The 12,089-nt window shown below is 62.2% G+C and carries 12 protein-coding genes; all 12 read left to right on the top strand.

Going from position 1 to position 12,089, the window contains the following annotated elements:
* Positions 1 to 38 precede the first annotated feature (38 nt).
* The 12 genes from mraY to HMPREF2734_RS06905 all read left to right on the top strand — a co-directional run bounded on the left by mraY (position 39) and on the right by HMPREF2734_RS06905 (position 11,885).
* A complete protein-coding gene (gene mraY, locus HMPREF2734_RS06960) occupies positions 39 to 1,145 on the top strand; it encodes a phospho-N-acetylmuramoyl-pentapeptide-transferase (protein WP_070450875.1) in 1,107 nt (368 codons plus the stop codon).
* Complete coding sequence (murD, locus tag HMPREF2734_RS06955; RefSeq protein ID WP_246816791.1) at positions 1,142 to 2,536, top strand: UDP-N-acetylmuramoyl-L-alanine--D-glutamate ligase; 1,395 nt, start codon at positions 1,142 to 1,144, stop codon at positions 2,534 to 2,536. The genes mraY and murD overlap by 4 nt, the downstream gene beginning before the upstream one ends.
* 43 nt (positions 2,537 to 2,579) lie before the next feature.
* The gene (locus tag HMPREF2734_RS06950; RefSeq protein WP_070422193.1) at positions 2,580 to 3,974 is read left to right on the top strand and encodes an FtsW/RodA/SpoVE family cell cycle protein; all 1,395 of its coding nucleotides are present in this window, start codon (positions 2,580 to 2,582) and stop codon (positions 3,972 to 3,974) included.
* Positions 3,975 to 3,986: 12 nt separating this feature from the next.
* A complete protein-coding gene (locus HMPREF2734_RS06945; protein WP_070570093.1) occupies positions 3,987 to 5,063 on the top strand; it encodes a UDP-N-acetylglucosamine--N-acetylmuramyl-(pentapeptide) pyrophosphoryl-undecaprenol N-acetylglucosamine transferase in 1,077 nt (358 codons plus the stop codon).
* On the top strand, positions 5,063 to 6,484 hold the full coding sequence (gene murC / locus HMPREF2734_RS06940) for a UDP-N-acetylmuramate--L-alanine ligase (protein WP_070570091.1): 1,422 nt from the start codon (positions 5,063 to 5,065) through the stop codon (positions 6,482 to 6,484). Before HMPREF2734_RS06945 ends, murC begins: the two co-directional genes overlap by 1 nt.
* A gap of 17 nt (positions 6,485 to 6,501) precedes the next feature.
* A complete protein-coding gene (locus HMPREF2734_RS06935; RefSeq protein WP_070422196.1) occupies positions 6,502 to 7,179 on the top strand; it encodes a cell division protein FtsQ/DivIB in 678 nt (225 codons plus the stop codon).
* Positions 7,180 to 7,311: 132 nt separating this feature from the next.
* Positions 7,312 to 8,526, top strand: a complete 1,215-nt coding sequence (gene ftsZ, locus HMPREF2734_RS06930) for a cell division protein FtsZ (protein ID WP_070570089.1) — start codon at positions 7,312 to 7,314, stop codon at positions 8,524 to 8,526.
* Between the two features lie 14 nt (positions 8,527 to 8,540).
* On the top strand, positions 8,541 to 9,266 hold the full coding sequence (gene pgeF, locus HMPREF2734_RS06925; protein ID WP_070570087.1) for a peptidoglycan editing factor PgeF: 726 nt from the start codon (positions 8,541 to 8,543) through the stop codon (positions 9,264 to 9,266).
* A complete protein-coding gene (locus HMPREF2734_RS06920) occupies positions 9,259 to 9,945 on the top strand; it encodes a YggS family pyridoxal phosphate-dependent enzyme (RefSeq protein WP_070570085.1) in 687 nt (228 codons plus the stop codon). Before pgeF ends, HMPREF2734_RS06920 begins: the two co-directional genes overlap by 8 nt.
* Positions 9,946 to 9,980: 35 nt before the next feature.
* Positions 9,981 to 10,463 carry a cell division protein SepF gene (locus HMPREF2734_RS06915; RefSeq protein WP_070570083.1) on the top strand — a complete coding sequence of 161 codons (483 nt, stop codon included), beginning with the start codon at positions 9,981 to 9,983 and terminating at the stop codon, positions 10,461 to 10,463.
* Positions 10,464 to 10,485: 22 nt separating this feature from the next.
* Positions 10,486 to 10,794, top strand: coding sequence for a YggT family protein (locus HMPREF2734_RS06910; RefSeq protein ID WP_070422201.1), 309 nt, complete (start codon positions 10,486 to 10,488; stop codon positions 10,792 to 10,794).
* Positions 10,795 to 10,925: 131 nt separating this feature from the next.
* Positions 10,926 to 11,885 (top strand): DivIVA domain-containing protein, encoded by a 960-nt coding sequence (locus HMPREF2734_RS06905; RefSeq protein ID WP_070570081.1) that lies wholly within the window; start codon positions 10,926 to 10,928, stop codon positions 11,883 to 11,885.
* Positions 11,886 to 12,089: the final 204 nt, after the last annotated feature.

Genomic DNA, 12,089 nt, shown 5'->3' with positions numbered 1-12,089 from the left:
TCAACATGAATAACGAAACAGCAGCGAGGTAACACTTCATGGTTCAAGTCATTTGCGCCGGGATTCTTAGTTTCCTGGTCTCGATTTTTGTGACCCCGCTGCTCATTAGATATTTCCATCGCCGCGAGATGGGGCAGGAGATCCGCGAGGACGGCCCGAAGTCGCACGCCCGCAAGCGTGGCACGCCAACAATGGGCGGCATCGCTATTTTGTTAGCAATCGCGCTTGGCTACGTCGGCGGCAGTCTCTCAGCGTTGGCTACGGGCCACACGGCGTTTACTGCCTCGGGCCTGATCGTGCTGGGGCTTACGCTGTCGCTCGGCCTCGTAGGTTTTGCCGATGATGGCATTAAGTTGTTCATGCACCGCAACCTTGGCCTCAATAAGACAGCGAAGCTTGTGGCGCAGTTTGTCATTTCGATCGCCTTCGGGCTGCTTATCTTGCAGTTCCCGGACGAGAACGGTCTGACACCTGGCTCGACGTTCTTGTCGTTCGTGCGCGACATCGACACGATCAACCTCGCCATCGGCGGGGGTGTGGTGGGCACCATCATCTTCCTGGTGTTCATCTACATCCTGCTGGCCGCGTGGTCGAATGCAGTGAACCTGACTGACGGTCTCGACGGGTTGGCCGCTGGTACGACGGCACTTGTGATGGCTGCCTACTCGGGCATTACGTTCTGGCAGTTCCGTAACTCTTGTGACGCTGTCGCGACCGCTGGCTGTTACTCGGTGCGCGACCCGTTGGACCTGGCTATCCTCGCGGCGGCCGGTTTTGGTGCCTGCGTGGGTTTCCTGTGGTGGAATGCCGCACCCGCGAAGATCTTTATGGGGGATACTGGCTCGCTGGCACTCGGTGGCCTTGTTGCGGGCCTGTCGGTTGCTTCGCGCACCGAGTTGCTGATGGTTGTCATCGGCGCGTTGTTCGTCCTGGAGGCCGCCTCCGTGGTGATTCAGGTTGCGTCCTTCAAGACCACCGGCAAGCGAGTGTTCCGCATGGCGCCGTTCCACCACCACTTTGAAAACGGCGGCTGGCCAGAGACTGCCGTGGTGGTACGTTTCTGGATCATTTCCGGGATGTCGGTCATGCTTGGCCTCGCCGCGTTTTATGGTGAGTGGCTCTCGTTGAACGGAGCGGGCCTGTGACGCTGCCAGATCATGTTTTAGTCGCCGGTGCTGGTGTTTCTGGTCTCGGCGCAGCGCACTTGCTGACGAAGGCGGGTGCGAATTGCACGGTTGTCGACGACAACCCGGATGGGCGCGCAGCCGCTACCGCAAAAGGCTTCGCGGTGTGTTCCAGCGCTGAAGCGCGCGAGCGCTTCGCTGACACTGGCCTTGTGGTCACCTCGCCCGGGTGGCGACCTGATACGCCATTGCTTGTCGACGCCACCGCCGCCGGCATCGACGTCATCGGCGATGTTGAACTGTGCTTCCGCCTTGACCGCGCCGGCGTGTTTGGCGCACCGAGGACGTGGCTCGTCGTCACGGGCACCAACGGCAAAACCACGACTACGGGCATGCTGGCGGCGATGATGACCGAAGTCGGCGCCGACTCCGGCTGTATCGCACGTGCCTGCGGCAACATCGGCACCGCGGTCGGAGAGGTGCTGCTTCTCGACGAACACGTCGATGTCCTCGTTGCCGAACTGTCCAGCTTCCAGCTGCACTGGTCCTCCGAGCTCGTGCCGGATGCTGGCGTGCTGCTGAACCTGGCTGAAGACCACATTGACTGGCACGGCTCGTTTGCGGAATACGCCGCGTCGAAGGCGAAGGTATTGCAAGCAACGCATGCGGTTGCAGGTATCGACGATACGGAGGTGCAGCGTTTAGCTGAGCAGACTGGTCGCGACGACATCATCGGGTTCACACTTCAAGAGCCTGGCGACAACCAGGTCGGTGTTTCGGGCGGCAGGATCGTGGCCAAACTCGGCGGCGAAACTATCGACGTTGCAAGTGCCGACGGCATCGAGCCCGCCGGAGCCGCCGGTCTGCTTGACGCACTCGCGGCCGCTGCGGTGGCGTTGACCCAGGGGGCCAAGCCGCATCACATCCAGCGGGCACTGGAGAAGTACCGCGTGGCCGGTCACCGTGGGGCGGTGGTGCACTCCGGCGGCGGTGTGGATTGGGTGGATAACTCCAAGGCCACGAACCCGCACGCGGCGGATTCTGCGCTCACCGGTGCGGGCACGGTGGTGTGGGTCGCGGGAGGACAGCTCAAAGGCGCTGCCGTCGACGGTGTCGTCAAAGCACACGCTGATCAGTTCCGCGCCGTTGCTCTGCTCGGTGTGGATCGTGAGCTCATCCGCGCGTCGGTCAACGCGGCCGCCCCGGACGTTCCGGTGTTTGTCTCCGACTCCACGGATCCGGAACAAGCCATGGATGAGGTTGTTGCGTGGGCGGCGACCCAGGCGCAGCCGGGCGATACGGTGCTGTTGGCGCCGGCGGCTGCGAGCTTGGATATGTTTTCGGGCATGTCAGCGCGTGGCGACGCCTTCGCAGCGGCAGCGATGCGACACTGGAGCCCGGATAACAAGTAAGCTCAACTTCACGTTGAGACTTCTCGAATGAAAGGGCAGCTGCATGGCGGTGCAACAGGGGACAACGCGGCGTGCCCCGCGATCGACCGAGCCAACCTCAAAATTGGCACTTAAGGTGCGCAAATTCGAGGAGTTTCTGGATTCCCGGCCGCTCATCGACTACACCATGATCCGCAGCATTGTCCTGGTGCTTGCAGGTCTTGGTGTGGTGATGGTGATGTCGTCGTCAATGGCGACGTCGTTCGCAGATTCCGAGAGCGTCTGGGGCGTGGCCATCCGCCAAACCGTCATGGTCATCGGTGGCCTGATCGCGTTTTGGGTGGCGCTGAAAACGCCGCCTGAGCGGCTGCGCAGCTTCTCCGCTGTCCTGATGGCCGCTTCCGTTATTTTGCTGATCTTGGTGCTCACGCCCTTGGGCACCGGCCGCGAAGAGGTAGGTTCCCAGTCGTGGATTGTGCTGGGCCCGCTGCGCCTGCAGCCATCGGAGGTGGCCCGTGTGGCTATCGCGATGTGGGGCGCGAAGGTGCTCGAACACAGAAATCCGCAACGTTTGTTCCAGGCCAACAACGGTTTCCTCGCGTTCTTTATCGTGGCTGCAATCTGTGTCGCGCTGATTGCCGCACAGGGCGACATGGGTATGGCTTTGTCGTTCGCGGTTGTGGTCGCCTTCATCCTGATCTTCGCGGGTGTGCCAAAGAAGGCAATCGTTTACCTGGGAATTGGTGGCGCGTTCTCACTGATTGTGGCGTTCTTGTCCGGAGGTTTCCGCTCTGCGCGTTTCCACGTGTATTTCGACGCACTGCGCGGCCACTTCGATGACACGCAAGGTATTGCGTTCCAATCCCACCAGGGCTTTTTGTCGCTCGCAGACGGCCACATTTTCGGTGTCGGTCTTGGCCAGTCCCGCGCGAAGTGGTTCTACCTGCCTGAGGCACGCAACGACTTTATTTTCGCGATCATCGGCGAAGAGCTCGGCCTGTGGGGCGGCACCTTGGTTATTTCCCTGTTCGCGTTGCTGGGCTTTTTCGGTTTTCGTACCGCTCGGCGTGCGCAGTCGCAGTACCAGACGCTGATGGCGGCGGCGCTGACGGCAGCGGTTGTTTCGCAGGCGTTTGTCAACATCGGCTACGTCATCGGTCTGCTGCCGGTGACCGGCATTCAGCTGCCGATGCTCTCTGCTGGCGGTACCTCGGCTGTGATCACCCTGGGGGCGATGGGTGTGTTGGCAAACGTGGCTCGCCACGAGCCGGATGCGATTTCCGCGATGCAGAACTACGGCCGCCCAGTGTTCGACCGCATGCTTGGCGTCCAGGAGCCCCGTCCGATCACACAGCAACGCCAGCCTCGCGAGCACCCACGTGAGCAGGTACAGCGCAATCACCGCCCGACGGCGCCGGTGCGTCAAGCCACTGGTGGGCCGCGCCGCGTGCGTAGATAGCAGGAGGATTACATGAGTGAACTCAACGTCGTCTTGGCAGGCGGCGGCACCGCAGGCCATATTGAGCCGGCGCTCGCCGTGGGGGAGGTGTTGCGTGATCAGTTCGGTGCCAATGTTGTCGCGTTGGGCACGGAGCGTGGTTTGGAAACCACGATTGTTCCCGCCCGCGGTTTTCAGTTGGCGTTGATTGATCCGGTGCCCATTCCGCGCAAGAAGCCGTGGAAGTTGGCTGCGGTGCCGGCGAAGCTGCTGCGTTCGGTCAATCAGGCCAAGGAGGCGATGAAGTCTTCGGGTGCTCAGGTGGTGCTCGGTACCGGCGGGTATGTGTCCGCGCCGGCGTACTTGGCGGCGAAGTCGCTGCGGCTGCCGTTTTTCGTGCTGGAAACCAACGCGCTTGCGGGCATGGCGAACAAGCTTGGGGTCAAGCTCGGCGGCGTGGGCTTGAATGCGGTGGCGAATTCGGGCATGGCTGGCGATGTCGTCGGTATTCCGGTGCGCCCTGGTGTCGGAGTGGATCCGGACGGGGCGAAGCGCGAGCGTGGCTTGCGCACGTGGGGGCTGGATCCGGAGAAGACCACGGTGTTGGTTACGGGGGGTTCTCAGGGTGCGGTGAGTATCAATACGGCACTCGCTGGCGCGGTTGAGCGTATTACCGCTGCGGGTCACCAGGTGTTGCACGCCTATGGGCGCAAAAATGATGCCCCTGCACCCCACGAGGGTTATACGGCAGTGCCGTACATCGACGACATGGAGGCGGCGTACGCGGTCGCAGATGTTGTTGTGTGTCGCTCCGGTGCGATGACGGTTGCGGAGAACTCTGCGGCTGGTGTGCCGGCGATCTACATCCCGTTGCCGCATGGCAATGGCGAGCAGGGGTTGAACTCGGCACATTTGGTTGCCACAGGGGCGGCATTGCGTATCGACGACGCCGAGCTCAACGGCGACGTACTCGTCGAGAAGCTGCTGCCTTTGCTCAATAACGACGATGCGCGTGCCGAGATGCGTCGCGCAATTGCTCAATCCGGTGCCGGCAATGTTGCCGAGGACCTCGCGCGCCGCATTGCTGATGCGGCTGGAAAGGAAAACTGATGACGGATCTCTCACGCGTGCACCTCATTGGCATCGGCGGTGCTGGCATGTCGGGCGTGGCGCATATCTTGTTGGACCGAGGCGCAACCGTGACTGGCTCTGACGCGAAGGACTCCCGTCCGGTTCGCGCACTGAAGGCCAAGGGCGCGAAGGTGGCGCTTGGCCACGACGAGGCCAACTTGGAACTTTCTGGTGAGCTTCCCACCGCGGTGGTGACGAGCTTTGCTGCTATCCCGCAGGACAACCCCGAACTCGTCCGCGCCAAGCGGGAGGGGATTCCGCTGCTGCGCCGCTCGGACCTGCTGGCCGAGTTGATGGAGGGCCGTACTCAGCTGTTGCTCGCTGGCACGCACGGCAAGACTTCGACGACGTCGATGGCGGTCGTGGCGCTGCAAGCAGCAGGGAAAGACCCGTCGTTCGCGATCGGCGGGCAACTCAACCGTGCCGGCACGAACGCTCATCACGGCCAGGGAGAGGTTTTTGTCGCGGAGGCCGACGAGTCGGACGCGTCGCTGTTGCGTTACTCCCCAGATGTCGCCGTGATTACGAACATTGAGCCGGATCACCTGGACTTCTACGGCACGCGTGAGGCGTATTTCAAGGTGTTCGATGATTTTGCGGACATTGCGAAGAACATCGTGGTGTGCCTTGATGACGAACACGCCGCAGCTTGCGGTGAGCGCGCAATCGAGCGTGGTCTGACGGTTTACGGATACGGCACTGAAGAAGCCGCGAAGCGCCACCCGAGCGTGCCGGCAGCGGCGGTGATTACCGAAGAGCGCCAGGAAGGCGAGCACACCGCAGTCGGTGTGCGTTTGCGCACGCCTGATGTGTCCGGTGAGGTCACCTACAGTATGGCTATCCCGGGCCGCCACATGGTGCTCAACTCGGCAGCAGCGCTGCTTGGTGGGGTACTCGTCGGCGCGAATCCGGAGAAGCTCGCCCAGGGGCTCAGCGAGTTCACGGGCGTGCGCCGTCGTTTCGAGTACAAAGGCAGCGTCGGCGAGACTCGCGTGTACGACGACTACGCCCACCACCCGACCGAGGTCGAGGCGGTGCTTACCGCGGCCCGCGACAAGGTGGAGGCAGAAGGCAACGGTGCGCGTGTGGTCGTGTGCTTCCAGCCACACCTGTACTCGCGCACCCAGGAGTTCTCTAGCGAGTTTGCTAAGGCATTGTCGCTGGCAGACGAGTGCGTGCTGTTGGATATCTACGGTGCCCGCGAAACCCCGGTTGAGGGTGTGACCTCGCGCATTATTAGCGACGAAATGACCATCCCGGTGCACCTTGAACCGGACTTCTCTGCTGCCCCTGCAACCGTTGCGTCCGTGACCGAGCCGGGTGACTTGGTGCTCACGATGGGGGCGGGCAGTGTGACCATGCTGGCAGACGAGATCCTGGATGCGTTGGCGGGCAAGTAATGTCCACGAAAGTTCCCATGCCTGATTCAACCGAGGAGCAGCCGAAGCACCGGAAGATCCCGTACGGTGCGATCGCAGCAACGGTGGCCATTGTTGTGGCTGTGTGCGCGGCCGTGCCGTTCACGCCGCTGATGAGCGTGAACGATATTGCCGTCGAGGGGTCCGTGAACCTGCCCGAGGAGGAAGTACGCAATCTCACCGGGATTGATTACGGCACGCCGATAGGCAAGGTGAAGCCGCGCCGAGCCGCCGAGAATGTTGCCGCAAACCCCTGGGTGGATTCCGCAACAGTGTCGCGCGCGTGGCCGAACGGCGTCAGTGTGGAGATCACAGAGCATGATCCGGTGGCGTGGGTGGACATTGATGGCCAGCCGCACCTGATCGACCGGGAGGGCCGCGATTTCATCGTTGCGGCGCCGCCCGCAGGCGCTGTGGAGATCCAGGGGGTGGCCCAGGAGCGGTTTGCGCAGGCGGTGGAGGTGGCGTCGTCGATTAGTGATGTTGCCCGGCCTCGCGTCCGCGCGCTCAAAGCCAACGGTGACTACACCTACACGCTCGTGCTTGACGACGACCGCGTAGTCCAGTGGGGAGCTGCAACCGACAATGCGAATAAGGCGCTGGCGCTCGAAACCGTGCTCCAGTTGGAAGGCCACGAGTTCAATATTTCTAACCCCGAGTTGGTGACCTCGCGCTAAAACCCCAGGTCACAACCCTAAAGTACAGGTTTAGGGTTGTGACACGCCGGGCGAGAACACAAAAAATGCTTCGCTTTCAAACATGATGGGACGCAACTGAACACCCGAGTTTTGAAAGGCGAGACTTACGCTATGACTTCTCCCGCCAACTACCTCGCCATGATCCGCGTCGTCGGTGTCGGCGGGGGCGGCGTCAACGCTGTGAACCGAATGATTGAGGAGGGGTTGAAGGGCGTCGAATTCGTCGCCATCAACACTGACTCGCAGGCGCTGCTGTTTACCGATGCCGACACCAAGCTCGACATTGGTCGAGAAGCCACCCGTGGGCTGGGTGCAGGCGCGAACCCCGAGGTTGGCCGCACTTCCGCCGAGGACCACAAGCAGGAGATTGAGGAGTCCCTGAAGGGCTCCGACATGGTCTTCGTTACCGCAGGCGAAGGCGGCGGCACCGGTACTGGTGCGGCCCCGGTCGTCGCAGGTATTGCAAAGAAGATGGGCGCACTGACCATTGGTGTTGTGACCCGCCCGTTCACCTTCGAGGGCAAGCGCCGTACCCGCCAGGCGCTGGCTGGCATTGAGAACCTGAAGGAAGTTTGCGACACCGTCATCGTGATCCCGAACGACCGCCTCCTGCAGCTGGGAGACGCGGAGCTCTCCATGATGGAAGCGTTCCGCGCGGCTGACGAGGTGCTCTACAACGGTGTTCAGGGTATTACCAATCTGATCACCATCCCGGGCATGATCAACGTCGACTTTGCGGACGTGCGCTCCGTTATGGCTGACGCTGGCTCCGCGCTCATGGGCGTCGGCTCTGCGCGCGGCGAGAACCGTGTGATGACCGCAACTGAGCAGGCCATCAACTCCCCGCTGCTGGAGACCACCATGGAGGGTGCCAAGGGCGTGCTCATCTCCGTCGCCGGTGGCTCCGACCTCGGCCTGATGGAAGTTAACAACGCTGCTTCCATCGTGGAGGAGAAGGCCGACGACGATGCCAACATCATCTTCGGCACGATTATCGACGACAACCTGGGCGACGAGGTCCGCGTGACCATCATCGCCACTGGCTTCGACGAGAAGGCCAACGCCCGCCCTGCCGAGGACGCCCCGCAGGCAAGCGTCATCGCTCCAGCCGAGGAGCTCGAGTCCCAGCCGGAGAAGCCGGCCGAGCCACGCACTGAGACCCGGACCGAGACCCGCGCCGAGCAGCCGTCGGAGAGCTACCAGGCTCGTCACCGCTACGAGCCAAACCGTGGCCTGTTTACGGACCGTGAGGACTCCCGTCCGCGCCGCGACGAGGAGTTCGGCGGCGGCTTCGACGATTTGGATGTGCCTGATTTCATGCGCTAGTTAGACTGGCTGGCATGCCAGATCTTTCCAACCGCCCCGTCCGCATGGTGTTTACTTCCCGAGCTGGCGGGGTTTCGCGTTCTCCGTACGATGCGTTCAACCTGGGAACGCATGTTGGCGACGACCCAGCCGACGTCGCCGCGAACCGTCAGCGTCTCGCCGACATCTTGGGCCTTCCCGCCGAGCGTTTCGTGTGGATGGAACAACTCCACACCAACACCGTCACCGTGGTCGACGGGCCTGCGGATGAGCCGGTTGCGACCACTGACGCGATCGTGACTCGCAAGAAAAACCTCGCGCTGTGCGTGCTGGTTGCGGACTGCACCCCCGTGCTGCTGTCCGACCACAGCGCAGGTGTGATCGCCGCAGCCCACGCGGGCCGTATGGGAGCTCGCAACGGCATTGTGCGCCGCACCGTCGAGGAGATGGTGGCGCTTGGCGCAGCCCCGGAGCGTATCCAGGTGCTGCTCGGGCCGGCGGCGGCAGGTGAGTCCTATGAGGTGCCTGCCGAGATGGCTGCGGACGTCGAAAAGCATTTGCCCGGCTCGCGCACAACCACCAAGCAGGGGACCGCGGGCATCGACGTCCGTGCCGGGCTTGTGCGCCAGCTCATGGGCATGGGCGTGACCCACATCGATGCGGATCCGCGCGATACCATCACCGATGCCGACTTCTTCTCCCATCGCCGCGAGGGCGTCACCGGACGTCAGGCCGGCGTGATTTGGATGCCAGATGCATAACCTCGAAAAAGTAACCCAGCAGATTCACGACGCCGAGCGTGCCGCAGGTCGCCCGGAAGGCAGTGTGCGACTGCTACCTGTGACCAAGTTCCACCCGGTGGAGCGCATCATCGAACTTGCCGACGCAGGCATCACCCTCGTCGGCGAAAACCGCGAGCAGGAAGCACGCGCGAAGGCAGAAGCTCTGGACGGCCGTTGCGAGATCGCGATGATCGGCCAGATCCAGTCCAAGAAAGCCAACGCTGTGGCGCGCTGGGCCGCGCAAGTACACTCGCTTGACTCTGTGAAGTTGGCGCACGGCCTCGACCGTGGCATGGCGCTTGCCCTCGAGCGCGGCGACCGCACCACGGACACCCTGCCGTGCCTGATTCAGCTTTCCGACGACGGCGATACCGCCCGCGGCGGCGCCTCCTACGATGACGTTGCCGACATCATCGAAGCAGTCGAACACTCCGAACACCTTCGCCTCGACGGGTTCATGGTCGTGCCACCGCTGGACTCTGATCCCGAGGCGGTGTTTCGGAGGGCGCGTGCGCTTGTCGACGACACCTCCGCACGCCTCGGCCGCGACCTCATCTTGTCGGCCGGCATGAGCGGCGATTTTGAGACCGCAATCGCGTGCGGATCCGATCTCGTGCGTGTCGGAACAGCGCTGCTTGGACCCCGCCCCGTAGGCTGACCTTCATCGCAAAACCACCCCCAAGGAGCCCCACTATGTCCTTCTTTGGCAGCGCAAAAGAATTCTTCGGCCTCGGTCCGATCGAGAACAACGAGGACGACGCCTACTTTGAGGATTCGCGCTACTCCGAAACTTCCTCGACTGCTGGCGCTGGCGCGTACGACCGTGCTGAGCGTCCGTCGCGTTATGAGCGTGACCACCGCGAGGTGTCGTCGACACGCGCCAGCTACCGTCCGACCCCGCGCATCGTCAACGTGTCTCCGCGTAATTACAACGATGCCAAGGAGATCGGCGAGCCGTTCCGCGATGGCGACGCAGTGGTTATGGATCTGACCGACCTGGATACCGCCGACGCGAAGCGCATCGTCGACTTTGCTGCTGGCCTGTGCTTCGGCCTGCGCGGCAGCATGCACAACCTGTCCCGTGGTGAGGACACTCGCAAGCGCCTGTTTGCCATCGTCCCGGAAAACGCCAACGTGGACAAAGATACGCTGAAGCGCTCCGCGGGCCTGCGCTAGACAACCTGTAGGGTGTGAACGCGTGGCACTTATCGGAGCAATTCTTTACGCCGTCATCGGCATCTACTCGCTGATTGTCGTCGTGCGCATCATCATTGAGATGATTCAGGCATTTTCGAAGCACTTCGACCCGCCCCACTGGTTCATCATGGTGGCGGAACCACTGTTCAAAATTACCGACCCTCCAGTGTTTGCATTACGCAAGCTCATCCCCCCGTTGAGGTTGAACGGGGGAGTAGGGCTCGATGTGAGCGTGATCGTGCTTTTCCTGGCACTTTCCCTGCTCCAGATGGTTATCCGGGCGACGATGATCGTTCCGGCACTGCATTAGCGCGCTGTCATGTGCGTTGTGTAGACGAAACAGTTACAATTCAGCAGACAAATTAAGTACGTTCCCGTAACGTGGGGCGCATTCGCGACCCGCAGACGCGGGTCCGTTACAAGAACATGAAGGGAACGCAAATGCCGTTGACGCCAGCTGACGTGCACAATGTCGCTTTCAGCAAGCCCCCGATTGGCAAGCGGGGCTACAACGAGGACGAAGTTGATCAGTTCCTCGACCTGGTTGAAGACGCGCTTGCACAGCTCCAGGATGAAAACGAAGAGCTCCGCGCACGACTCGAAGAGGGTGGCGCTGGCGTAGCGGCACCGGCAGCAGCCGGTTCTTCCGCAGACGAGGCTGCAATCCGCCGCGAGGTGGAGCAGAAGATCCGCGCTGACTACGAGGCGCAGCTGCGTTCCGCGAAGGAAGCCAAGGACAAGGCTGAGGCTGAGGCTAAGGCTGCCAAGGAAGATGCGGCAGCAGCCCGCAAGCAGGCTGAGGAAGCTCGCGCACAGGCTGCGAAGCGTCCGGCTGAAGGCGTGTCCAAGGCGGTCAACACCGCCCCGCAGAAGGCAGAGCCTTCGCAGGATTCGCACATCCAGGCTGCCAAGGTGCTCGGCCTTGCACAGGAGATGGCAGACCGTCTGACCAGCGATGCCCAGGCAGAGGCAACCTCCATGCTGGCAGACGCACGCAGCGCTGCAGAGCGTGAGGTGGCCGAGGCTGAGGCGAAGTCCAAGAAGCAACTGCAGGACGCTCAGACCCGCTCCCAGTCTCAGCTGCAGGAGGCGGAGACTCGCGCCAAGCAGCTCGTCGCCGAGGCCCAGAAGAAGGCCGAGGAGACCACTGGCGAGGCTGCTTCCCGCGCCGAGGCCCAGATCCGCCAAGCGGAGGAGAAGGCCAACAAGCTCAAGGCAGATGCAGAGCGCAAGCACACCGAGATTATGAACACGGTGAAGCAGCAGCAGACTGCGCTGGAGAATCGCATTGCGGAGCTGCGCACCTTCGAGCGCGAGTACCGTACTCGCCTGAAGACGCTGCTTGAGTCCCAGCTCGAGGAACTCGAGGCCCGCTCAACTACGGCGCCGAACGAGAAGTAAAACCTCAACGCCCGGGAGTGCTACACTTCCGGGCGTAACGCTTTGATCCGGCTATCACCGGGGAGCATTCCGGAAGAACGGCATTACGCTTATTAGAACCGGACGTTAAATGGGAAGACGTCACTTCCTTCACCACAAATGAAGTGGGGGCTTTCGCCCCAAGCAGGGTGGTACCGCGCAGCACATGCGTCCCTGCAGATTGTG

This window comes from Corynebacterium sp. HMSC055D05, from assembly GCF_001810365.1.
Taxonomy (GTDB): Bacteria; Actinomycetota; Actinomycetes; order Mycobacteriales; family Mycobacteriaceae; genus Corynebacterium; species Corynebacterium coyleae.
This window is presented reverse-complemented; position numbering and strand designations above follow the sequence as displayed.